The 26,916-nt window shown below is 42.8% G+C and carries 10 protein-coding genes, 1 tRNA gene and 1 pseudogene; 7 read left to right on the top strand and 5 right to left on the bottom strand.

The features are described 5' to 3' along the window. The 5 genes and pseudogenes from MJ761_RS10355 to tsaA form a co-directional block, all read right to left on the bottom strand. Positions 1 to 7,827: hypothetical protein (locus MJ761_RS10355; RefSeq protein WP_239450464.1), on the bottom strand; the 7,827-nt coding region annotated here is incomplete at its 3' end. 174 nt (positions 7,828 to 8,001) lie between these two features. Beyond that, positions 8,002 to 8,085 (bottom strand): annotated as a pseudogene (locus tag MJ761_RS11060) (ESPR domain-containing protein); the annotation flags it as partial. 708 nt (positions 8,086 to 8,793) lie between these two features. Next, positions 8,794 to 9,153 (bottom strand): hypothetical protein, encoded by a 360-nt coding sequence (locus MJ761_RS10360; protein ID WP_093093779.1) that lies wholly within the window; start codon positions 9,151 to 9,153, stop codon positions 8,794 to 8,796. A gap of 116 nt (positions 9,154 to 9,269) precedes the next feature. Further along, complete coding sequence (gene lpxC / locus MJ761_RS10365) at positions 9,270 to 10,187, bottom strand: UDP-3-O-acyl-N-acetylglucosamine deacetylase (RefSeq protein ID WP_093093781.1); 918 nt, start codon at positions 10,185 to 10,187, stop codon at positions 9,270 to 9,272. A gap of 307 nt (positions 10,188 to 10,494) precedes the next feature. Then, positions 10,495 to 11,181 carry a tRNA (N6-threonylcarbamoyladenosine(37)-N6)-methyltransferase TrmO gene (tsaA, locus tag MJ761_RS10370; protein ID WP_093093795.1) on the bottom strand — a complete coding sequence of 229 codons (687 nt, stop codon included), beginning with the start codon at positions 11,179 to 11,181 and terminating at the stop codon, positions 10,495 to 10,497. 812 nt (positions 11,182 to 11,993) lie between these two features. Here tsaA and MJ761_RS10375 point away from each other — a divergent pair. The 7 genes from MJ761_RS10375 to MJ761_RS10405 all read left to right on the top strand — a co-directional run. Further along, the gene (locus tag MJ761_RS10375) at positions 11,994 to 12,743 is read left to right on the top strand and encodes an electron transfer flavoprotein subunit beta/FixA family protein (RefSeq protein WP_093093783.1); all 750 of its coding nucleotides are present in this window, start codon (positions 11,994 to 11,996) and stop codon (positions 12,741 to 12,743) included. Positions 12,744 to 12,754: 11 nt separating this feature from the next. Beyond that, positions 12,755 to 13,699 (top strand): electron transfer flavoprotein subunit alpha/FixB family protein, encoded by a 945-nt coding sequence (locus tag MJ761_RS10380; RefSeq protein ID WP_093093785.1) that lies wholly within the window; start codon positions 12,755 to 12,757, stop codon positions 13,697 to 13,699. Positions 13,700 to 13,897: 198 nt separating this feature from the next. Next, positions 13,898 to 14,950, top strand: a complete 1,053-nt coding sequence (locus tag MJ761_RS10385) for a threonine aldolase family protein (protein ID WP_093093787.1) — start codon at positions 13,898 to 13,900, stop codon at positions 14,948 to 14,950. After that, a complete protein-coding gene (locus MJ761_RS10390) occupies positions 14,947 to 15,555 on the top strand; it encodes an IMPACT family protein (RefSeq protein WP_093093789.1) in 609 nt (202 codons plus the stop codon). The genes MJ761_RS10385 and MJ761_RS10390 overlap by 4 nt, the downstream gene beginning before the upstream one ends. Before the next feature lie 78 nt (positions 15,556 to 15,633). Continuing rightward, positions 15,634 to 16,914 (top strand): phosphoribosylamine--glycine ligase, encoded by a 1,281-nt coding sequence (purD, locus tag MJ761_RS10395; RefSeq protein ID WP_093093791.1) that lies wholly within the window; start codon positions 15,634 to 15,636, stop codon positions 16,912 to 16,914. Positions 16,915 to 17,429: 515 nt separating this feature from the next. Then, positions 17,430 to 17,503, top strand: a tRNA-Gly gene (locus tag MJ761_RS10400). A 1,328-nt stretch (positions 17,504 to 18,831) separates the two neighbouring features. Further along, the coding region (locus MJ761_RS10405; RefSeq protein ID WP_239450465.1) for an ESPR-type extended signal peptide-containing protein at positions 18,832 to 26,916 on the top strand (8,085 nt) is incomplete at its 3' end.

Raw genomic sequence — 26,916 nt, forward strand, 5'->3', positions numbered from 1 at the left:
GGTTGTTGTTGACAACGATAGACTGCTCAAACCAGTGCTGGCACTAACCAGCCCTGCCTGAGTGACAGTCGACAGACTATCCAGACGGGTATTTGCTGCATTCAGACCAGATGCAGTAGATAATGACAGACTACTCAAACCGGTGCTGGTACTGTTCAGACCTGTCTGCGTCAGTGTTGACAGACTATACATCTGAGCGCCGTTAACGGCATCACTTGAGCCGGCACTAATGTTGCCACCAGTAATACCAGTTAATTTCTGAGCAAGACCACCACGAGTTGCATCATAGGCGGTGCCATTCCATTGCAACGCATCTTTCTGCAATGCAGCAACCTTACCAGTAGCAGAATCCAAACCAGTTGACAGACTGGATACATTTTTATTTACCGTACTCAGATTATCGGCCACGATGCTAGACAGGCTGCCGAGCTGATTGTTAATAACGCTACTCAGATTAGTCGACAAACTGCTCAGTCCGGTTGAAGTAGAGTTGGACAGGCTGAAGAACTGGCCACCATTAATCGCTTCGGTAGAATCTGCTGCTATATGGCCCGCTGCCACATTGGTAATGCGCTGTGTACTGCCACCATGACTGGCATCGTAAGCACTGCCATTCCATTGCAATGCATTAGCCTGCAAAGTAGTCAGATCCTGTTTAGTGCTGCTCAGGCTGGAAGACAAGCTGTTCAGACCGGTTACAGTTGACAGCGACAAGCTGCTCAGTCCGGTACTGGCACTGGCCAGTCCTGTCTGGGTTACAGTAGACAGACTATGCAACTGACCACCATTAACAGCTTCAGTTGAGTTCGCATTTACTGCACCTGCACCGATACCACTAAGTATTTTAGCACTGCCTTCACGGCTGGCATCATAAACACCTTTTCCTGCATTCCACTGCAAGGCGTTATCCTGCAATGTAGCTACACTGGTATTGGTAGCTTGCAACCCTTTATTCAGATCTTGCAGACTGGAAGCAGTGGCAGTACTCAGATTAGTCAGATTGCCATTGATATCCTGAATATGTTTTGCAGTATCGGTAGACAACTGATTCAATGTTTTCTTGGTATCACTCAGGCTGTTAGTCAGGCCAGTCAGGCTTGTTTCTGTCGTAGTAGACAGGGTATTTAAAGCTGTATTAGTGTCTTTCAGATTCCTGTTCAGATCATTTACGCTGGCAATAGTGCTGCTTGACAGGCTATGTAGCTGAGAACCATTAATCACATCAGTCGAATCAGCAGCCACATTACCAGCAGCCACATTGGTTATTTTCTGAACCTCACCTGTACCATGGTCAGCTTTATAAACACCTTTAACCTTATCCCATTGCAATGCATCTTTCTGCAATGCAGCAACATTACCAGTAGCAGAATCCAGACCAGTTGACAGACTGGATATATTTTTATTTATCACACTCAGATCATTGGTCACAATGCTAGACAGGCTGCCGAGCTGATTGTTAATAACGCTACTCAGATTAGTCGACAAACTGCTCAGTCCGGTTGAAGTAGAGTTGGACAGGCTGAAGAACTGGCCACCATTAATCGCTTCGGTAGAATCTGCTGCTATATGGCCCGCTGCCACATTGGTAATGCGCTGGGCACTGCCACCATGACTGGCATCGTAAGCACTGCCATTCCATTGCAAGGCATTAGCCTGCAAAGTAGTCAGATCCTGATTAGTGCTGCTCAGTCCGGAAGACAGGCTGTTCAGACTGTATGTAGTAGAAATAGTCAAGCTATGCAGCTTGCCATCAATTGTACCAATACGATCACCCAGTGTAGTAGACAAACTGTTATAGCGTGTATCTGCAGCGTTTTTGATACCAGTAGACAAACTATACAACTGAGTCCCATTGATGGCATCAGTAGAGTTCGGAGCAACATCACCAGCGGCGACATTGGTTATTTTCTGTGCCTGACCGGTACCGTGATCAGCACTATAGCTGTCATTTTTCCATTGCAATGCATCTTGCTTCAACCCTGCTACATTACTGCTGGCTGTACTCAAATTAGTACTTAATTGTCCCAATACAGTAGCAGAACTACTAGACAGACTGTTCAGGCTGTTTTGGGTATTGGTAGACAGACTGGCAACATTGTTTGCAGCACTGACAGACAGACTGCTCAATCCGCTGGAGGTGCTGGTAGACAAGCTGGCCACACTGCCTGAGGTACTGATAGACAAGCTACTAAAAGCAGTAGATACCGTAGTAGACAGACTACTGAATGCAGTTGAGCTACTGGTGGACAAGCTATTGAATTTCTCCGGCCAGATAGTGGACAGGGTATTAAATGTTTGCTCAACATTGCCTAAGCTGGTAGATACGGACTTAGATACATTAGTGACATTAGTACTAGTGCTGACTGACAAACTATGTAACTGTGCACCAGTAATCACATCACTAGAAGCTGCTGTGACAGCACCTTGGGCAACTCCGGTAATTTTCGCAGCTTGTCCAGTTGCCTTGCTGGCATCATAACCATTCAGACCTGAATTATACTGTAATGCATTCTTTTCCAGCTGCGTTACCTTACCGCTAATGACTTCTGCCACCGAAGACAGACTGCTGACACCACCAGCTTTCATAATGGTACTCAAAGATGAAGAAAAACCATCAAAGCCGGTACTAACACTGCTGGAAAGACTAGTAATCTTGGTATTGGTAGTATGCAGCTGTCCAGCAGTGGCAACGTCGCTTGAGTCCTTTGCCAAATTACCATCGGCCACATTAGTGATTCTACCCGGCATATTTGCTGCACCATGGCTGGCATCATAAGCGCCACCATTGATATTATCATTCCATAGCAATGCATTCTGCTGCAATGCTTTCACACTGGAACCAGTAGCAGTCAGGCTGCTGCTAGTCGATGCAGACAATTCAGTCAGTTTATTGCTGGTGTCTTTCAGGCCAGTTGACAAACTAGCCAGATTTTTATCACTTATATCCATCAGTGATGAAGACAAACTGCTTAAACCAGTTACTACATTATTAGATACTGAGCTTATGCTAGCAGAAAGTTTACTTACTTTACTGTTCGTTTTGAACAACTGGCCACCGGTAACCACATCACTCGAATCTGATTCCAATGCACCTTCTTTTACATTAGTAATGCGCTGGAATATACCATTATGGCTGGCATCATATGCTCCACCATTATTTATATCCTTATTCCACAACAGGGCATTCTGCTGCAATGAGCCAACATTAGTACTGGTTTCTTTGAGAGAAGAGGATGTTGACGAAGTTAGTTCGTTCAGCTTTTCATTAGTTTTTTTCAACTCTTCTTTCAAACCGGTCAGACTATTGTCACTTATATCCTGCAATGAGGTTGACAACCCAGATAAAGTTGTACTTACACTACCAGACAAACCACTTAGCTTACTATTGGTAGTAAACAACTGGCCACCGGTAACGACATCACTGGATCCGGCCGTAGCACTTCCGTCCTGTACATTGGTAATGCGCTGAGCCTGTCCGTTATGAGTAGCATCATAAACACCATTATTCCATAACAGTGCATTCTGTTGCAAAGATGAAAGGCTGGCGTTGGTTGTTGTCAGTTTGGTTTCAAAGCTTGTAGATAGGCTACTTATTTTGCTATCGGCAAAATTATTCAGGGCGGAGGATAGGCTGAAAATACCAGTTGCTGTTGATAAGGAAAGCGAATTCAACCCAGTGTTAACTTCGTTAGACAAATCACTTAACTTACTATTGGTAGTAAACAGCTGACCACCAGTGACTACATCACTTGAACCTGATGATAAAGAGGCATCAGCTACATTGGTAATTTTTTCCTGTCCGCCTGCTACACCATGGCTGGCATCATAGGCTTCACCATTCCATAACAATGCATTTTTCTGTAATGCATTTACTTTGGCTTTGGTTGAATCCAGAGCATTATCCAGTGTAGTTGACAACGATCCTAGACCGGTTGTCAGCGTTCTATTCAGATTATCTGACAGATTAGACAGACCCGTTTCAGCTGTAGTAGATAAAGTTCTTAATCCGCTATCCAGACTGGTAGATAGGCTGCTGACAGCAGTATTGGTGGTAAACAGCTGGCCACCAGTAACCACATCGCTGGAACCCGATGATAAAGAAGCATCAGCCACATTGGTGATTCTTTCTTTTCCGCCTGCTACGCCATGGCTGGCATCATAAGCTTTGCCGTTCCATTGCAAAGCATCCTGCTGCAAACTTGTGATATCAGAATTAGTAGTACTCAAACCATTACTGAGTGCAACAGACAGGCTGCTGAGCCCCTTAGCAGATAAACCCTCTAGTGAAGTAGACAAACTACTCAAACTGGCTACTGTCGAGCTAGAAAGAGTATACAACTGCTTACCCGTTACAACATCTGTTGAATCTGGTGCAAGATTACCATCCAATACATTGGTAATGCGCTGGTTTTCATTTTCATATTTGGCGCTGTAAGCCTTATCAGCACTACTCCATTGCAAAGCAGATTTTTGCAGAGCAGTGATATCTTTCTGACTACCATCCACAAGTGTAGACAAGCTATTAATAATCGAGGTAGAAGAGCTATTTAAAGCTGTACTTAAGCTACTATAACCTCCACTAATTGATGTAGATAATGAATTCACATCAAGATTAGTTTCATATAGCTGCGCACCAATAACCACATCAGAAGAATTTGGTGTTACATCACCTCGAGCCACACCAGTAATTTTCTGCTCAACACCATCTTTATTACGCGCGTCATATGCTGTTATATTTGAATTCCATAACAGTGCCTGATTTTTTACCTCTGTTATTTTAGCTTTGCTGTCAGCTAACTCTGAGTTAAACGAGGTTTTAACATCATTCAGTTTAGTTACAGTAGCAGTAGAAAGGCTGAACAACTGGCCACCATTAATTACATCAGTTGACCCCTGATCAGTATTACCAGCTTTAACATTGGTAATTTTCTGCGGAGCATCATTATGGCTGGCATCATATGCATTATTTTTCCACAGCAGAGCATTACTTTGCAGCGTACCAACACCATTACTGATACTGCTAACCACTGTAGACAGGCTACCGATATCTCTTGAAGTTGAAGTATTCAGTTGGTCTGACAAACCACTCAACCCACTAGAAACACTTCCACTTAAAATAGCCAGATTTGAATTGGTTGTATACAGCTGGCCGCCATTAACCGCATCGCTGGATGTAACAGATGTAATATCACCAGCGGCAACCTGAGTAATTATCTGTGCACTACCCGCACGGGAGGCATTAAAAGCATTACCTTCCCATTGTAACGCATCAGTTTTCAGCTTCTGAATGTCTGTAGCTGTAATAGAGCTCAAACTGCTTAAGGCTACACTTATACTGCTATTATTGGTACTGATAGAGCCTGATACATTATCTACTTTTTGGGTAAGCGCTCCAGAAAGGATTGTAATCTTGCTGTCAATTTCTGTCGACAGTGCTGATAGCTTCGTATCTGCCTCTTGCAAACTCGTTGCAGTGTCTGTTGACAGTGTACTGATCTTGGTATTGGTAGTATATAACTGCGCGCCGATAACCACATCACTGGATGTACTTGATTCTATATCACCAGCAGCCACATTAGTTATCTTACGATTTATTCCGCCATATTTGGCATCATAAACACCGCCCTTAATCTTTAAAGCTAGATCATCAAGACGCTCAATACTGTTGCTGGTTGAAGTTGCCAGTTCCTTAATCTTCTCGTTAGTGCCTTGAATTCCTTGCGCAACAGACAGGGATACACTTTCTCTCAGCTGGTTTGCTTGTTTCAGGCTCAGATCAGTGGCAGTAGAGAGACTAGAGATACTGGAATTAGTTGTAAACAGCTGTCCACCATTAACTACATCAGTCGATGTGGCAGAAGAGGTATCACCGGCAGCAATATTTGTAATTTTCTGTAATTTTCCGTCGCGGCTAGCATCGTATATATCATTTTTCAGCTGCAACGCATCACGATTTAACTTATCAATACTGGTTGAAACGCTATCAATAGTGTTGTTGAGTTTATTCGTTGATTGAAACAGTTTCTCATTAACGGAAGTAGACAATTTCTCAAATTTATCTACTGCAGTAGAAATACTGCTTCCCGCAGTAGAACTTAAACTGGATAATGCCGTATTTGTAGAATACAACTGTCCGCCATTAATGGCTTCAGTTGACCCCGGCGCAGAAGTATCACCGGCTTCAACATTAATAATTTTTGCTGCTTTTCCCCCGTGTGCCGCATCATAAGCCTGTTGATTCGAATTCCATTGTAATGTATCTTCCTGCAAATGTTGAATACTGGTTGAAACCGAATTACTTACCGAAAATAAACTAGTAGAGATTGTACTAATGCGGCTATCAACGGAAGTTACAAAAGTACTCAGGCTGGAGTTAACTGACGAAATACTTGTAGAAGTAGATAAACTCAGATTAGATAAATTACTGTTAAGCGTACTTAAACTGCTTGAGGTTGAAGAAGACAGTGAGGAAAGACTGGATGACGTGGAACTATCCAGACTTTTTAACTGCGCCACATTTACAGCATCAGTATCCTCTGAACCTGCTGCCAGCCCGGTAATCTGCCGAGTGATGCCTCCATCAACATTACCAATAGCCACGGCGTTTTCTGTGCTTGTCCATACTGATGATGATAGTTCGTCGGCACGAGTAACACCAGCCAAAGGATTATATCCGGTCTTACCTTTTGCTGTAGCAGCCACAGAACCGCTACCCAGAGCTACACCATTATCAACCCTGACCGTAGCATTTTTACCTATAGCAACACCATTAGTTCCGGAAACTTCAGTATTATTACCCAGAGCCAGAGCATCGGCGGCACTGACTTTAGCGGCATTACCCACTATCATGGCACCGCTGGCTTTTGCAGAAACGGTATTGTTGTTACCCATTATTCTGACATTATCGGCTTTATCTGAGCCAGCAGAATCAATTTCAATAATATTCTGATTACCAAATACGCCAGTATTGTCAGCAGCGATCACACCGTTCTGATTACCGAAAGAATAGCTTCCGTCACCTTTTACTTCTGTTACTCCGCTAGCATCTGCTAACTTTTTACCATTTACTCCATCATATAGAGTAGTTGTAGCAGAACCACCAATAGCGCCAGAACCTTTGCCGCTGACTTTATTGGCTGAACCAATACTGATACTTTGTTCACCCGTTGCCTCAGCAGAATTACCGATAGCCACAGCCGAATGTGCTTGAGCCTTTGCCTGTACGCCTAATGCTACAGTACCATCTTTACTGGCCTTAGACATCAGACCAGCTGCCACACTGCCTACACCTTCAGATGTAGCTACTGAACCCAAAGCCACACTGGAAACACCGGAAGCCTCAGCGCCAACACCAAAAGCAATTGAAGCACGCCCAGAAGCCAGAGCTGCCGTTCCGATAGCCATTGCACCACCGGCGGTAGCAGTAGCATTGGTGCCGAAAGCCACTGAATAGTTACCACTGGTATAAGAACCACAACCGGAGGCAAAAGAATATACGCCATAAGCTACCGGCATTTTACTTTTAGAGCCACCAGTGGAGGTTCCCTGCATGGCAGCAGTATTAGCATTTACAATTCCGGTGTTTGTACCATATGGATTTTTATTGTCAAATACCTGATTTTCAGCAAAGCGATTATATTCCTCTAATGCGCTTATTTCCTTAACAATGCCATCACGACCAGGTTTTCCCCTACCCGCAACATCATCAGCACCGCAGGTAAGACGATTGTCAGGATGCAGCGCACCAGTAGCACTATTTAAATAATCATTGGCACCATTAAGAATAACGGAACCGTGGCTGGCGTGTTGATAGCCAGATTGAGGCATACCAGAATCACCTCTGTTATCACCCCCGATAATTGCTACATTAGCAGCATATACAGTTGCTGATAGTAACGATATATTCAAAACTGAGGCCACAAGACTCAGTCTGAAAATTGAACTAAATCTGGACTTGCTGCTTATCAGGCCAGCAGCAGGCAAAAAGGAAACTGTATCAGATTTAGTCCTGCTTTTAGCTAGTTCGGAAGCAGCTACCCAAGTCTGGGTTGATTCATTCCATATAGCACGATATATTTTATTCAATTGGTTTACTCCTGATTAGAAATCATGCCGTCAAACAAATTTTAGATAACTAATAGATATAGTTAAAATTTAAAGTTAAATCTTTAAGTAATATAACATAAATATTTGTTTGCATGAAGTAAATAAGAGCAGATAACAATTAACTGGATTCAATAGCAGCTATTTTTTTATAATTATAAATATTTGAAAGATATATATATTTAAAATATTAAATTTTTATATTGTACATATATCTATGTTTATTAAATACATTGTTTAGACAACATTATTGTCTTATTAACACCACAATTTCCCGATTAACAGCTATTTACCCTGATTAAAAAATAATTACCAATTGGCATATTTTTAAATACTGGCAAAAAATCATTGATTATCAAAAATTCAATCCGCTAAAAAAGGGACAATTTATTTAAAATCAGACCATACCGTATCAAGCGTATAAAAAAATGGCTGGTTAGCACATCAACCAGCTACTAGCAGTAAAGCGGTTAAACACGATAACCGGCATGATTAGTGGCTAGTGTTAAAGCATATAGAAAATTCTGCCAGTCATCCAAACACAATAATGATTATTCGTTTTATCAGATCTAAAATTTGCTTTGGATAATATGCAGATACATCAAGATGCTAATAAACAGCAGACAGATCAGTCCTGTCTGCAAAACAATAAAATTTTCAGCCAGCACCATAACAATATAACAAATACTATTACTGCGCCATTTGCTTTTCAACATCAATTAAAGCCCGGCGGGACAGAGCCAGATTTGCTCTACTGCTGTCAAGGACAGAATACAAAAACAGGCTGCCCAGCTTTTTCAGCGGCCGGATCAGATGATATTGATGACCAAGGGTAATCAGTATATCTTCAATTTCATCGTTCAACTCCAGCATCTGCATGGTTTTGATTTTTGAGCGGATAACTTCGGTACTGCTGGCTGCGGCAATTTCCAGATCAATTTTATTGATAGCACTACCAGCCATCAGCATCCCATTATCATAATCAACCACTGCAGCTGCCAGTGCACCTTCTACGTTGAGTAATTGTGCTACAACAGCCTGATAATTCATTTTCTTATCCCCGAATAGTGAATATACATAAGCCAGATGATAACTATATTGGCTTTGCTATTTTAACGGTGTTGGAATTATAGCATATTCTGTGCCTGATTAATGCTATATTCTCTTTAGGCTACCTGAGGCAGAGGATGAAAAGCTGAAGACAATTGTCGATTATGTGGAAAAGTTACCCACTCATACGTTTCCGGCTGAGCCAGTAATTTACGCAGCAGCGCATTATTTATTGCATGGCCGGATTTATAGCCTTCAAAAGCACCGATAACCGGATGACCAAGTATATAAAGATCGCCGATGGCATCCAGAATTTTGTGACGCACAAACTCATCCGGATAACGTAAACCTTCCGGATTAAGAACATCCATATCATCAATTACAATCGCATTACTCAGGTTTCCCCCCAGCCCCAGATTGTGGCTGCGCATCAGCTCCACTTCCTGCATAAACCCAAAAGTCCGCGCCCGCGATATTTCATCCACATAAGACTGCCCAGCAAAATCAATCTGAAAAGTCTGGTTGCTGCGATTAAAAACCGGATGATCAAAAGCGATAGTTAAGGTAACCTGAAAACCATCATAAGGAGTAAATCTTACCCATTTATCACCTTCTGTAAGCATTACCGGCTGCTTAATCCGTAAAAACCGTTTTTCAGCAGGCTGATCAATCACTCCGGCATCCTGTAACAGATAAATAAAAGGTAAACTGGAACCATCCATGATGGGAATTTCCGGCGCATTCAGTTCCACAAGAATATTATCAATACCATAGGCTGCGAATGCCGACATAATATGTTCTATAGTACCGATACGAATACCATCTGTTGTGACTACAGTGGAAGACAGACGCGTATCATTAATCAGTTCAGGCGTCAGCCGTACTATCCGCCCCTGTTCTCCGGCCAGATCAATCCGCCGGAAACGAATACCACTATCCGATGCTGCCGGATGCAGTCTGAGCCGTACCCGTTCTCCAGAATGCAAACCCACACCGGTAACACTGATACTTTTTGCTAGTGTACGCTGCAACATGTCTATATTCCTGCTTAATCCGATTGCACTATGGTAGCGAAATTCCCCAATCTAAGTAATGAATTTTATCAAAAAGTGGATAAATTATCGCTATCAGCATTCTTTTTCGGCAGTTATTCACAAGCAGATTAATTTCTATCAAAGTTATCCACACAATCCACAATTCATACCCCGAAGCAGGTTTTGACTTGTTAATGCACAATCATGTGATTAATTTGAACTTTTTAAGTTTTCCACAGGATGTATGGCTTCTTCTTTATCCCCATCCTTTTATTATTTATATTTTTATTTGAATAGTAATTCAATACTACACATGTTTTCTTAACCCGGTAACTTCAACAATATTGTCTTTAATCTGAAACAAAACATCCCAATCAAGTAAGTGCATAATAAAAATCTTGTCTGCATGATGCTGATGTGCAGGCCGCGGATCCTGAGCCAGACTTTGGGTAACTAATTGATAGTAATTTGAATCTAAAGAAAATAATGCCAGTTGTTCTAAAGCTGTCTGCGACCAGTACACGCTTAGTAATTCACGCTCATGTGCAAAACCACAATTTGCATCCGGTTTAGACTCAACAAAAGGAATATAGGGTTTGATATCAATAACGGGAGTCTGATCCAGAAAATCCACCCCGCTTACATGCAAACGGATCTGTGGACAATATTCAATCTGCTCAAGTTTAACCAGTGACAGGCCAAGATGGTTCGGGCGGTGCGGACTGCGGGTGGCAAAAACGCCTTTTTTTTCTTTTCCGCCCAGTTTCGGTGGTCTAATCAAAGCTTGCCAGCCATCTTTAATGGTTGCATGAAAAACAAACTGTACCCAGATATAGTCGTAATCATTTAATCCGCGCACACAATCAGCGGTGAATTCTGCAGACAAATCTATATATGCCCGTGCTGCCGATACCAGACCCGGCTGCCGGGCAACACCAAACTTTTGTTTATACGGAGAATAAACGTAGCCAATTGGTTGGATCGTCCAGTGCACGTGCGGCACTGTGGAAAAAGAAGACATAAAACCGGACACCATATTATTTATCTGAACAGCAACTATTATATGAAACAAGTGCATATATATGTATATAAATTGTGGATAAAATATGCAGCTTATTATTTAGATTGGTATTTAATTTTAAGCAGATTTTTTTTCACAGTTGATAACTGCTCACTGCCCACTTTTTACCATTGAAGTAGCGGGCTTTAAATTAAAATTAAGTTTATTTAACATATTGATTATTATTAATAAATTTATATTTTGCTTAGCTGGTGCCAATTATTCGGCAGCATTCTGGCGTATATAAATGCTCTGATTGTGGATAATCAGTATCGCTGGCGCACTGATGGTTCCACATTAATTGTCGCTATGTGGATATTGTCTGGGATTGCGCTTAGCTTGAATAATGTAAAGATCAAGCTTAAATACAGTGGCTGATTACAGTATTATCCTTAGCTGTTAATAAACCTGTCAGAGTAGGGTGGCGGTTAAGTCTATGATTAATATTATTAATTCATCTTTCTGTCTGGCATGTTTCGTAATCAGTCAAGAGTGCATAGCTGGCGGAAAATATCGGTTATCGTTATTGACTAAAATATTGTTCAGCAGGGGCTGCAATGTGTGAAGGAATGCATCTATGGCTGCCAACTGATATTATCCACAGGCTAATGATGCCAGTAGAATGTTACTACCGGCTAATTATCGTCAGCTTACCTGTACTTATGCTACTATGTCAGGTTAGTTAAGAATTATGGTAACAGTTGAATCATATTAATTGGCTGATTTTCTATATTAGGATGGTTCGGATGAAAGTATTGGTAGCAGTAAAACGCGTTGTTGATTACAACGTCAAAGTACGCGTAAAAGCAGATGAATCAGATGTGGACATTGGTAATGTAAAAATGTCGATGAATCCGTTTGATGAAATAGCGGTGGAGGAGGCTGTACGTTTAAAAGAGGCGGGCAAGGCTACTGAAGTGGTTGTGGTATCGCTCGGGGTGAAACAGTGTGAAGAAACCCTGCGGACAGCTCTGGCCATGGGCGCTGATCGTGCTATTCATGTGGAAACGGATGAGGAACTCCAGCCACTGGCTGTCGCTAAGCTGTTAAAAGCTGTGGCCGCTATAGAACAGCCACAGTTATTATTGCTGGGTAAACAGGCAATTGATGATGATGCCAATCAGACTGCGCAAATGCTTTCAGCCTTAATGCAGCTTGCTCAGGGCACTTTCGCCAGTAAAATAGAACTGGCTGGCGATGAAGTACTGATTACTCGCGAAATTGATGGCGGGCAGGAACGGCTGGCGCTGACCTTGCCTGCGGTGATCAGTGTTGATCTGCGCCTGAATGAACCGCGCTATATCAAACTACCCAATATCATGCAGGCTAAAAAGAAACCGCTGGAGAAAAAAACAATAGCTGAGCTGGGCGTGGATATCAGCCCTCGGCTGATACAGCTGAAAGTGACTGAACCAGCCGCCCGTTCGGCAGGTATGATGGTTGAAAATGTAACCGAACTGGTGGACAGGTTACATAATGAAGCTAAAGTTTTTTAAAGGAGATACCAATGTCAGTACTGATTATTGCTGAACAGCAGCAATCCTGTCTGGATGAGGCTACCTTGTCTGCGGTATCGGCCGGACGGCAACTGGGTGAAGTAGATATTCTGATTGCAGGACATAACGTGGCTGAGATAGCCATTCAGGCTCAGCAAATAGATGGTGTACGCAAGGTTTTGCTGGCAGATGCAACTGTCTATGCTCACGCTCTGGCAGAAACATTGGCTCCGCTGGTGGTGCAACTGGCTGACTCATATAGCCATATTATTGCTGCTGCTACCAGTTTTGGTAAAAATCTGCTGCCGCGCGTTGCTGCCTTACTTGATTGTGCCCCCGTTTCCGACGTAACGTCGATTGTAGATACGCAAACCTTTATTCACCCGATTTATGCCGGCAATGCATTACAGACTGTGCGCAGTCAACAGTCAAAACAGCTACTTACTATTCGTACAACAGCATTTGCTCTGGCCGAACTTACTGGCGGACAAGCTGTTATCGAACATATTGCTCCTGTGGCCGTACCGCAGCTGAGTCGTTTTATCGATCTTCAGCTGACAGAATCCGAACATCCGGAATTGACCACAGCTAAGATCGTGGTAAGTGGCGGGCGCGGGCTTGGCAGTGCAGAAAATTTTGCAGCTCTGCTGAATCCGCTGGCCGATACCCTGAATGCGGCTATTGGTGCTTCGCGTGCAGCTGTAGATGCAGACTATGCCCCGAATGATTATCAGGTAGGGCAGACTGGTAAAATTGTGGCACCCGATTTATATATTGCTATTGGTATTTCTGGTGCTATTCAGCATCTGGCCGGAATGAAAGACAGTAAAGTAATTGTGGCTATTAATAAAGATGCAGATGCGCCTATTTTTAAGGTTGCTGATTACGGCTTGGTGGCTGATTTACATACCGCTGTTCCTGAACTCATTCAGCAGATAAAAGCAATTGCCTGCTGAATTGGTGATTACAGATATAGCAATGTTTCACGTGAAACATTACACTATGTAGCCAGTATAGTAAGTTGATTACTCATTTTCGTATCCGGTATAAAAATATTTTTATTGTTTATTGTTACCGCTGGGTTGCCTGAATATGAGTTGTATTCAGGCAGTTTTTATTATACCGTTCATAAAATTTCTGTTTGGTGTATACCCATGAATTGTTTACATGATAATCAGAGTTTTGCCTTTGCCTCAGATAATTACGCTGGTATACACCCTAAAATTTTACAAGCATTGATGGTGGCTAATGGTGGCCATCTGCCTGCATATGGTGCAGATGTCTACACTATTGCCTTGCGGCAGAAAATAAAACAGTTATTTGGCGAAGAGGCTGAAGCTTTTCCGGTTTTCAATGGTACCGGTGCGAATATTACTGCTCTACAGGCATTGCTGCCTCGCTGGGGAGCAGTCATCTGTGCCGATAGTGCACATATTCAGTGTGATGAGGGTGTGGCACCTGAACATATGGCTGGTGTGAAGCTGTTAACTATTGCTACCACTGATGGTAAATTAACACCACAACTGGTTGCAAAACAGGCTTATGGTTTCGGAACAGAACACCGCGCCCAGCCGGCTGTGGTGTATATCAGCCAGACAACTGAACTGGGTACTTGTTACAGTGTGGCTGAAATCCGCGCGCTGGCTGATTACTGTCATCAGCATAATATGAAGCTATATATGGATGGCGCCCGGCTGGCCAATGCACTGGTAGCAGAAAATACTGATGTCAGAACCATGATTGCTGATACAGGTGTGGATATGCTGAATCTGGGCGGTACAAAAAACGGGATGTTACAGGGTGAATGTATTATCAGCATGTGCGCCGATACGCATGCAGCCATGCCGTATTTACGCAAAATCAATGCCCAGCTCGGATCCAAAATGCGATTTATTTCTGCTCAGTTTCTGGCTTGGCTGGAAGATGACTTGTGGCTGAGTTTAGCAGCTAACAGTAATCTTATGGCAGCACGTCTGGCGGCATCACTGGCCGGAATTCAGAATATTACGCTTACCCGCAAAACGCAGGCTAATGCAGTATTCGCTGTTTTGCCAGCTGCCGCCCGCACCCGGCTGCACCAGCTATTTCATTTTTATGACTGGGACGAAGTCAAAGGAGAGGTGCGCTGGATGACTAGTTTTGATACCACTGCTGAACAAGTTGATGCTTTTGTGGCGGCCATCAGACAGGCTGTAGCAAAAACATGAATCCGATTTATCAATATACTACGCTGGCTGCTCCTGCACAGGCCGAATTTAAGGATAAAGGCAGCCGTTTTCTGGCATTTGCCTGGCCGGTACAAAGTGAAGCTGAAATCCGCCAGCATGTGCAAACATTGCGTGAGCAGCATCATAAAGCACGACATTGCTGTTTTGGCTGGCGTCTGGGCGTAGACGGTAACCGTTATCGTGCCAATGATGATGGTGAACCCGCTGGTAGTGCCGGCAGACCAATTCTCGGTCAGATTGATTCTGCGGCCATTACAGATGTTCTGGTGGTAGTAATACGCTATTTTGGTGGTACCTTACTTGGTGTGCCGAGGCTGATTCAGGCCTATAAAACGGCAACAGCTACTGCGATAGCCACCGCTGAAAAAATCTGTCTGGATGTATGCCAGCAATTACAGCTTTATTGTGATTATGCACATCTGAGTGAAGCATTGCGCTGGTGCAAGCAGCAGCAGGCGCAAGTATTACAGCAGGATTTACAGCAGCGCTGCTGCCTGCATGTACGCATACCGCTTGCACAACTGGAAAATGCGCTGGCTGTTTTACGGCAACAGCGGGCAATTGATGTTAAACTGGACAATTGAATAACGCAGATTATTGCTTAAAGGTACAGATAAAGATTTACAGACAATCTGCAAACCATATTCTGGCGAGGGGAATATATGAAAATACTGGTCATAGGTAGTGGCGGGCGAGAACATGCTCTGGCCTGGCGGCTGGCACAGTCGCCTAAAGTGAGTACAGTATATGTGGCGCCGGGTAATGCCGGTACTGCTACTGAACCGAAACTGCACAATATTGCAATAAGCGATCATCAGCAACTGATTGCATTTTGCCGTGAACAGCAGGTTACGTTTACGGTAGTTGGACCAGAAGCACCACTGGCCGCCGGTATTGTGGATGATTTCACTGCTGCGGGTCTGGCTATTTTTGGCCCGAGCCGGTATTGTGCCCAACTGGAAAGTTCCAAGGATTTTGCCAAAGCATTTATGGCCAGAGAGGGAATTCCTACAGCAGCCTATCAGACTTTCACTGATGCCGATGCCGCACATCAGTATGTTAATCAAAAAGGTGCTCCTATTGTAATTAAAGCAGATGGTCTGGCTGCAGGCAAAGGCGTAATCGTAGCCATGACACTGGTCGAAGCTCATCAGGCAATAGACGATATGCTGCTGGGCAACGCCATGGGCGCAGCCGGAGCCAGAGTGGTTATTGAGGAATTTTTACAGGGAGAAGAGGCCAGTTTTATTGTAATGGTAGATGGTGAACATGTTTTACCTATGGCTACCAGTCAGGATCACAAGCGTTTACTCGACCACGATAAAGGACCTAATACTGGCGGAATGGGAGCTTATTCACCTGCACCGGTGGTGTCCCCGATTGTGCATCAACGGGTCATGGATGAAATCATTCTGCCTGTGGTTAAAGCCATGCAGGCTGCTGGCCATCCTTATCGCGGTTTTCTGTATGCAGGTCTGATGATTGATGCAACTGGTGCTCCGTATACTATCGAATTTAACTGTCGTTTTGGTGATCCGGAAACACAGCCGGTTATGTGCCGCTTACAAAGTGATCTGGTGGAGCTGATACAGGCAGCACTGGCTGGCGAACTTAATACGGTAACCGCGAGCTGGAGTAGTCAGACTGCTGTTGGTGTAGTATTGGCTGCCGCCGGTTATCCACAGGCACCCCGCAAAGGTGATGTGATTTCCGGTGTGGTTACTGCCAATCAAACAGGTAAAGTATTTCATGCCGGTACGGCACTAAACTCCCGCCATGAGCTGATTACTAATGGTGGGCGGGTACTGTGTGTAGTGGGTCTGGGCACTGATGTGAATGCAGCACAGAAACAGGCTTATGCTGCTTTGGAACCAATACATTTTGAAGGGATGCAATACCGGCATGATATCGGAGCAAAAGCGCTGAAATCAGCAGATGGCTGAACAGACCATCAGCAGCTGTATTTACAGTTTTGCCAGCTCATTTAAATTATTGATTCTTGGCTATTATAAATTTAAGCATTAATGAAATGGATTGTGGATAATATTTTATGTAGCGGTACAGACTACAAGCAGAATAATACAAGATAAAATTACTGGCCATGCTGGTATATCTGGCTGCTGAGCAAAAAAACGGATACGATTATGCAATTGTTTAGCAGCTTCCGATAAAAGGCAGGTTTATCATTTCTTTAATAGCCTGCCTGATTCTGTTTACCTATCCAGTTTTTCAGCTTATTTATCTGTTCAGGTAAACTTATTGAACGCCGAACGATTCAGGGAGAGATTATCGGCAGACTGATAGCCGTAAAAAATATACACAGTTTTATTTTATTCAATGCTTTGCAAGCGCTTCCCTTGTATATTGTGTGGATAGTTGTGAATAACACAGTTATAATCATCAGCTTTCTGGTACGGCTGTGCCAAGGATATTAACGGCTATACTAAAAATTCTTTATGCGGATATGATGTAGTGGTAGCATAACTGCTTCCCAAGCAGTTCGGGCGGGTTCGAATCCCGTTATCCGCTCCAGCAGGCTTAAAATCATTGCTGAGCACAGAATAAATAGCTGTAAACTGAATCCAACAAAAGTATCCCCATCAATCTTAGCTGAATGGATACTGCATTGACATAGATATGCACATGGATAAAACTTACGCTATGAAGGCAAGGTTGCAGTGTGTTTATCACAGATTAATTATCTGCTAAGGCAAAATAGATTTTTTTGGCAGAACAACATTTTGATGCAGAAGTAATTGCTGGCTTTAGTGGCTATTAATGCAGGACGAGGCGGATTGCTTACAGTTCGTTATAAAATAATCTTCTAAAACTTCATATGGCGTTTTGCCCGGAATCGCTTTATGCGGTTTAATACTATATTAGTTGCTAATAAACCGTTTAAATTTTGGTTTCCTGTCTTTGCAATACTGAAATATTTACTGATTAGCCATCTGCATTTATGCCTGCGTCCCTGTTCAGCTTGATTACTCGTCTGTGAACAGGCGGGCTTGTTATATTCAGCCTTATTTGATGGTTATCACGTATTTTTAACAAGCTGGTATTTTCATATTCTCTGATGCACATGTTCAATATCTGAATGAATACATTCAATAGCATCAGGCTAAAACATCATGTGCAAAACCTGCGCTAAGCTAAATTGAAATAGAGCGGAGTCAATACCTGCGTATTGTTTGCGCCAGAAATCAGCAATCTCGACAAATAACTATTCTCTGCCCAATTACTTTATCTCAGTATTAAGCAAAGGCTGAGGCTTGGTGTATCTTAATTTCGCCCGGACAGATGATGTTATAGCACTTAATTAGCCGTCTTAATTTATTTCCAATGGCTTTCAACTTTAACCAGACATTTGAGCGCATAGTTTTATAGCGTCCATTCTAATTGGCAGTGCGGCTGTGCATGACTACAGATTTGATATGTATTAATCCACTATTGCCCGAACAGGCAGATAAAACGGTCTGCTTGAACTACTATGAATATATTAACAATATCCTGTTTACTTAATTCACTGTTAATGCTAATGATAATAGACATAAGCTAAGTTATTTAGCATATTGTCGCTTTTATAATACATCTAATTCCAGATAGGCAGATGTTGCATTGGCGATGTAAATACTGGTTCTAATTCTAAAATATATATAATATTTTGTTTATAAAAAAAATTTATTTTAGGCCAGATTAAGTGGCCGTTGAGCCAGTTAAACAGCCGTACTCAGTTAACTACAATTATACAAATATTTATGTTATATTACTTAATAATTTACCTTAAAATTTAACGAATTTTTAAGTTATCCGGATATTTTTGATAAACGCATGATTTTAAAAAATTAGGAGTAAACCAATTGAATAAAATATATCGTGCGATATGGAATGAGACCACTCAGACTTGGGTGGCTGCTTCCGAATTGGCTAAAAGTAAAACCAAAGCAAATACAGTTTCTGCCCAGACCTCAGTACGATCGCTGATAGGTAAAATCAGCTTGAATACCTTTAAAGTAGGCATGATTGCGTCGTTAGTGAACATGTCTTTGGCTATTCCAAATGCTTATGCTGCAGATCGGTCGAATGTGAATGGTTATAACATATGGGGTAACCTTGGACAGGTCAGTGTCAATGCAGTTGTTCTGCAGGGAGATGATAATTATTGTGGTCATGACATTGTTGCAGGTCGTGGTAATAGTCTTTCTGGTCTTTCGGCTCTGGAAGAATATAAGAGATTTGCACAAAATCAATCCTTTCTTTCCTATAATCCATATGGTGAAACCACTAAAGTAGAAAATTGGACTGGAAATGGAACGACCAATGGCAATTCAGGTTATCAGGGAGGGCCAACTGGTGGTGCGATTAACGCAAATGGATCCGCATATGGTGTTAACTCATTTGTTTATGGCTGTGGTTCTTACGCTACGGGTAATCATTCACTGGCTTTCGGTGCTAATGCCACAAGCATAGCCGGCGGTGCTCAGGCGTTTGGTGTAGCTGCACTGGCTAGTGGACGTGCTTCCAATGCTATCGGTGTGTCATCACAGGCTGCAGGTGTATCTGCTGTTGCCTTAGGTTCTGTAGCTAATGCTGATGGAGTGGGCAGCGTTGCTCTTGGCTTGCAGTCAAATGCAGCTGCAGATGGAGCTGTAGCAGTTGGGGTGCAATCACAGGCTGATGGGAACTCCGCTGTAGCCATCGGTAATAGCAATGTGGCTAAAGCAAAGGAAAGTATCAGTATTGGCTCCGGTAATGCGGTTTCGGGAGAGGGGTCAATCGCTGTGGGCAACTCGGGGGCAGCGACCAAGTTCAATTCTACTGACGGTCTGCAAGCTGCTGGGGCATCAGATTATACCCGTATTAAAGGAAACTATACCCTGTCTTTGGGTAACAGTAATTCTGGTGCTGATACTAATTCTGATATTACAGCTGCCAATACCACTATATTCGGAAATAATAATCACATTAATGATGCTATTGATGGTGCTCATATTATTGGTAACCGCAATACAGTGAGTGTTGCTGCAGACGTTACCGGTAGTGGCACAATAGTAATTGGTAATGATGTCAAGGTCAGTGCAAAGGATACTCTGGCACTGGGTAACAACACCACTGTCAATGGTATTGGCGCAATTGCGGTGGGAAATCAAGCCAAAGCCACGGCTGATGGCGCGGTTGCTCTGGGTAACGGTTCGCTTGCAGATAGAGCAGAAAATGCAGCTGGCTATAACCCTGATACTGATTCGGACGCAAGCACACCAGTATGGAAAAGTACCTCTGGTGCGGTAACAGTAGGAAACTCGGAACGAGATATTACGCGTCAGATAACAGATGTTGCAGCCGGTACACAGGATACCGATGCCATCAATGTTGCCCAGTTAAAGAATCTGTCTTCTTCTGTTTCAGGCAGTGTGAGTAGCTTGTCTACAAGCCTTGAGGCTGCTCTGCCTCCAACTAATACTGCTATTGAAAGTGTTTCCTCTTCAGTATTTGATAACATAACTGAAATTGATCGCAGAATAAATTCTACTTCATTAGACACCAATGAAAAATTAAGAACGATAAGCACAAATATCTCTGAGCTGGAAACTTCTTCTGCTACAGGTATTAATTCATTAAAACAGGTTGCATTGCTGTATAAAGATGGTGCTTATAATGCTGGTTCTTCCGACAACAGAGTTTCGCATAAAATAATCAATGTGGCTGCTCCTGCGCAGCTTTCTGCTGATTCTACCGATATGGTTAATGGCGGGCAGTTGTATACAACAAATTCTGTCTTGAGTAGTTTGTCATCCACAATAAGTACTGGTCTTAATATCCTCAATGTAGACGCGAGTAGCTTTGAGTTATCCGTTAGTACCTCAGTGAACGCCATAGATAAAAGAATAGATAAATTAGCCTCAAGTAATAATGACATCAGCAAGTTGCGGCAAACAATACTGGCATGGGATGGTGAGAAAGCATTCGCTTCCGACGAAGAAAAGAAAATAACCGGTGTGGCCGATGGCAATATTGACAGCATAGATTCTACTGATGCTGTAACTGGTAAACAATTACGTGCTACTAACACGCTGGTTAATAAGGTGAAACAAGACGTCAATGACAGTTTAACCAAGAATGAGATTGCAGTTAAAGATCTGGAATTAAAAGCAAAAGAGCAATTGACGGCAAGTTTCGACAATTACAAAGCATTGTCTACTTCAGTTTCAACAGGTATCAGCCAGATAACCCGTGATGCATTTTTGTATAATGATACTAAAGGAGTATATGAAGCAGATACGAATAAGCCCCTGCAAAAAATCAGCAATGTAGCAGAGGGTGACGCAATCCCAGGATCTTCTGATGCGATTACTGGCGGACAGTTATATAAAACAAACGTCAGTCTATCAACTGTGTCTTTTTCTATTTCTACCCAATTGTCTTCTATAACCAAGGGACGTGGTGATCTTTCAACTGGAGCAAGTACTGATCTTAGTAGTTTATCTACTACAATATCCACAAGTCTGGATAACTTAACAAGCTCAACTTCTTCATCATTAAAGACGCTAAATAGTAATCTGCAGGGATTGTCATCTTCTACATCTACTGCTATTAGTGATTTGCGGAAAAATACTATACTGCGGGATGAGGCAGATTTGAAATTTCATGCTACTCATCAGGGTGTGGCGCAGAAAATCACCGGTGTTGCTCCGGCCGATATAAGTAATCCCAATTCAACGGATATGGTTAATGGCGGGCAGTTGTATACCACTAATTCGAATATTACCAGCCTGTCCAGTACGGTTATCAGTAGTTTCAGCAGTTTATCTAATTCACTATCTGCGTCAGTTCACCAGCAGCTGACACAAGTATCGACCAACCTGAATGTAGTTAACGATAAAATATCTGCTTTGCAAACTGATGCTCTGCAATGGAATGAAAATGCTCAGGCATACAGTGCTAGACATGATCATGATGGTAAAGTTGAAGACCAGAAAATTACTCATGTTCAGGCCGGTGATATTGCCAGCTTGACATCAACTGATGCAGTAACCGGTGGCCAGTACTATGATCTGAATACTTCAATAGATACTCGCGTAGGCGAGCTTAAAACATCTGCCCTAAGTTCGGTTGATGATGTTAATAAAGATATCTCCACTTTACAGCGACAAATGTTGCGGCTGGCCGGTGACAGTTTTAATGCTCAGCGGGTTGAACAAAACCAGAAAATAACTGGTGTTGCCAAAGCTACTTTGAATAGCGCATCAACGGATGCTGTCAATGGAGCACTACTTTATTCTACAAGTGTATCTCTGAGTACATTAGCAAATTCAGCTGCAAGTCATCTGTTTGATCTGCGTTCACAGTTAAAGCAGAATTCTGACAATACACTGCAAAACGGGACAAGCCTTGTAAACGGCCTTAATGCTAGTATTAGTACTTTACAGAAGGAAGTAATGCAGTGGAATGGTTCAGATAAAGCATTTAGTGCCAATTATGGTATTGCTGGAAAACAGAGAATTACCAATGTAGCTGCTGGCAATGTCGCGCCGGGTTCAACTGAGGCGATAATTATGGCCCAGATTCACTCATTCTCCACTTCTACTGCTTCAGCAATAGAGAAAGTAAATCAAGAATTAAATGGTGTATCCGCAAGCGAAATTAAGAAGCTGGCAGCTGCTATTGAAAACGGTTTTAAAACGCCTAACAGCAATATAGCAACATTAAAGCAAAATGCATTGCAATGGAATAGCTCTCTGAAAGCCTATGATGCCAGCCATGGTCAGGTAGGCGGCAAAAATAAAATCACTAATGTCGATCAAGGTAATGTACATGACAAATCTACCGATGCCGTAATTGGTGATCAGTTAGTCCGCACCAATACCAGTGTTGCCACTCTATCTACCAGTTTGGATAGCGGATTGAGTAGTTTATCCAGCTCAGTTGCTTCAAATCTGACTAGTCTTTCAAGTAATTTGAATAATTCACTGATTAATGGGTTAAATTCTTTCTCGACGGCTATCGATTCTAGTCTGGCTGCTACGGATGCTAGTTTGAGTACCATTAAGCAAAATGCATTACTGTGGAATAGTAGTTTCTATGATGCCAGCGATGCTAATGGCAATAAGGCGCGCATTACTAATGTGGCTAAAGGAGATACGCAGCAAAACTCTAAAGATGCCGTAATCGGTGCACAGTTATACAGTACTAATAACCAGATGAGCTTGCTTTCTACTTCATTTGATCAAAGGGTAACAGATTTTGAACGGAAAACTACACACGATCTGCGCAGCCTGTCTACTGTATTGCAAAATTCTTCTTTTGCAGGTCTGGACAGCCTGTCTACTGCAACCGATACACGCCTGAAGGAAATAAACGACAAAATTCCTGTGCTACAGCAGAATGCATTGCAATGGACACGTAACTCTGATGGCTCAGGAGCGGGTGTATATGATGCCAGTCACGGTGTTTTGGGCGATAAAAATAAAATTACTAATGTTCTTGACGGTTTCCTGAACAAAGGATCAAAGGAGGCTGTAACAGGTAATCAGTTGTATAACACCAATACGGCCATCAGTGATCTGGCTGAGGAAGTAGAGAGTGGTGTAAGCACTTTAACCAGCTCTCTGCATACTATATCCGATAAGAACATATCTACTTTAACCGGATTATTACAGCAAACCAGCAACAAACTGACAGACTTGTCTGCCACTACGGCTACAGAATTAAATAGCATCAGCAGTGGTATTTCCAGTTTGCAGAACGATGCGCTGCAATGGAAGCGTAATTCTGATGACTCAGGAGCGGGTACGTATGATGCCAGCCATGGTGTGGCCGGCGCCCAGAATAGACTTACTCATGTAGCCGCAGGTAATGTGAAAGAGGGATCATCTGATGCAGTGACTGGTGCCCAGTTATTCAGTACCAATAGCAGCATTAGTTCACTGGACACTAAATTAGTAAATGTGTCTGACAGCATAAGTACTGGCATCAGCAGTTTATCTTCTTCTCTGAGTAGTGTGATTAATTCAAATCTGAACAAACTGACTGATAACAAAAACAGTATTGACAGTGATATCACAAATTTATCTTCAAGTGTGTCTTCAGCATTGAGTGCAACAAATAATGATCTGACTGCTCTGAAACAGGATGCATTGCAGTGGAAAAATGGTGCCTACGATGCCAGCCATGGTAAAGAAGCTGGCAAACATCGGATCACAAATGTTGCTAAGGGTGATGTATATGCCGGTTCAACTGATGCCATTACTGCTGGCCAGCTGTATACCACCGATAGTGAGGTTGATACACTGAGTGGTAAGATCAGCGAGCGCTTTGACAGTTTTTCAACTACTTTAAGCAGTTTAGTTAATCTTGGTATTAGCAGCCTGTCTTCTGGTATTTCAGATATTGATGCCAGAATAGGCAGCTTGCAGCAGAATACGTTACAATGGAACGCAAGTATTAATGCTTACGATGCTGGTTCTGTGACTGGCAATACAGCAAAAATTACTCACGTTGCTGCCGGTCTGGTTGGAGAAAATTCATCGGATGCCATTATTGGTGATCAGTTGTCCAGCCTTTCCACAGCGTCTGATGCAAATCTGGCCAGTCTGTCTGCATCAATGTCTATCAGCATAAGTACCATACAAGATGCTTTAACCAGCGCATCTGGTTCATATCTCAACCAGATTAGCAGTTTGTCGAGCAGTATGTTGCACAATATTGGTAATTTGTCTGCTAGTTCTTTAACTGATTTATCTGGTTTATCTAACAGCGCTTCCAATAGTATAGCCGAGCTGTCTTCCAGTACTGATGCCAGTCTCAGCAGTGCTTCTAGCACTATTTTCAGTAGTTTAAACAGTCTGTCTACCACAATAGAGACAGGTATAAGCAGTCTTTCTTTAAGTACTTTAACATCTGCTAATCATTTAACAGCTACTTTGAATACGGTTGATGGTGATCTTGGTAGCCTTAAACAGGATACATTGCAGTGGAATGATTATACTGGCGGCTATAGTGCCGATCATGGTACAGGTCAGGCACAGAAAATAACCAATGTCGCTGCTGGTAATGTTGCACCAAATTCTACTGATGCCATCAATGGGCATCAGCTGGATAGTCTGTCTACCAGTGTTGCAAGTACAGCAGAAACGAGTTTTAACAGTCTGTCTACTACATTGGATACCAGTATTGATAAGCTTGGCAACAAGCTGGATAACTTTAGCACTAATACCATACAAAACCTGAATAAACTGAATACTAACCTGATTTCTACTTCATTCAGTGTATCTGTCCTGAAAGATAATGCATTGCAGTGGGACAGCTCGCTGAAGGCTTACGATGCCAGTCATAATGGTTCAGTACAGCTTATTACCAATATTAGTGCTGGAGCTGAGGCAGTGAATTCCACCGAAGCGGTTAATGGTGGTCAGTTCTTCAGCCTGTCCAACTCTACTTCAACCGGTCTGAGCAGTTTGTCGACTAATCTGAGTAGCGTTATTAACAATCAGCTCGGCAGCCTGTCTAGCATTGTGACCAATGATCTGAGTGTGGTAAATAAAAATATATCCAGTCTGTCAACTGGACTGGATTCTGTTACTGACAAGGTTACCGCATTACAGAAAGATGTACTGCAATGGGATAAGGTTAAAGGTGCTTATAATGCTGATCACGGTACAAATACAGCACAGCTGATTACCAGTGTTTCAGCCGGTACTGTAGATGCAGATTCTACTGATGTGATTAATGGTTCTCAGCTACATAGCCTGTCAAGCAGCACTATTGCCAGCGTAAATGATCTGAACAGGAATCTGAAAGACACTAATACAGCTTTAAATACCCTGTCTACTACGACAGAAACAAGCCTGACTGGCCTGACTAACAGCCTGAGTGATACCAAGAAAACATTGAATCAGTTGTCTACCGATACTGCAAAACATATTCAGGATATCAACGGCAATCTGACTAATCTGAGTACTGCCACTGCTTCCAGTCTGCAAGATCTGAATAAAGGGTTGCAAGCTGCCAATACCAGTGTAGCTACATTGCAGGATAACGCCTTGCAGTGGAATGCAGGAAAAGGTGTTTATGATGCCAGCCGTGAAGGCAGTGCTAAAATACTTAGTGGTATCGATGCAGGTGCAGTAAATGCGAACTCAACTGAAGCTGTTAATGGTGGTCAGTTGCATAGTCTGTCTACTGTAACCCAGACAGGGCTGACCAGTGCCAGTACCGGACTGAGCAGCTTGTCGCTGTCAACTGTAACCGGTCTGAACAGCTTGTCTTCCAGCCTGAGCAGCACTAAACAGGATCTGACTACTTTGCAGGCTAATGCATTGCAATGGAATGGCAGTGCTTACGATGCCAGTCATGGTGGTAGTGCACAGCGCATTACCAATGTAGCAGCTGGTTTTGTTACTGCGGATTCCACTGATGTAATTAATGGTAGCCAGTTCTTCAGCCTGTCCAACTCTACTTCAACCGGTCTGAGCAGTTTGTCGACTAATCTGAGTGCTGTTACTGACAACCAGCTGGGAGGTCTATCCAGCATCGTTGCTGATGGTTTCAGTACGGTAACCGGTAACGTATCCAAACTGTCTACCAGCCTGAGTACAACTAACAGCAATATCATCTTGTTGCAGCAAAATGCATTGCAGAGAAACAGAATAAGTGGTGATTTTGATGCAAGACGTGATGATAATGATCAGAATTTGACCGGTATTGCGGCTGGAGACATTAATGCTACTTCAAGTGATGCTATTAACGCTACGCAGATGCACAGTCTGTCAACACTGACGCAGGCAGGTCTGAACAGTACCAGCACCGGTTTGAGCAGTCTGTCATCATCTACTGTGTCTGGTCTGAATGCAGCAAATACCCGTCTGGATAGTCTGTCGACTGTCACTCAGGCAGGGCTGGTTAGTGCCAGCACTGGTTTGAGCAGTCTATCGTTGTCAACAACAACC

The sequence above is a fragment of the Snodgrassella communis genome (assembly GCF_914768045.1).
GTDB lineage: Bacteria > Pseudomonadota > Gammaproteobacteria > Burkholderiales > Neisseriaceae > Snodgrassella > Snodgrassella communis.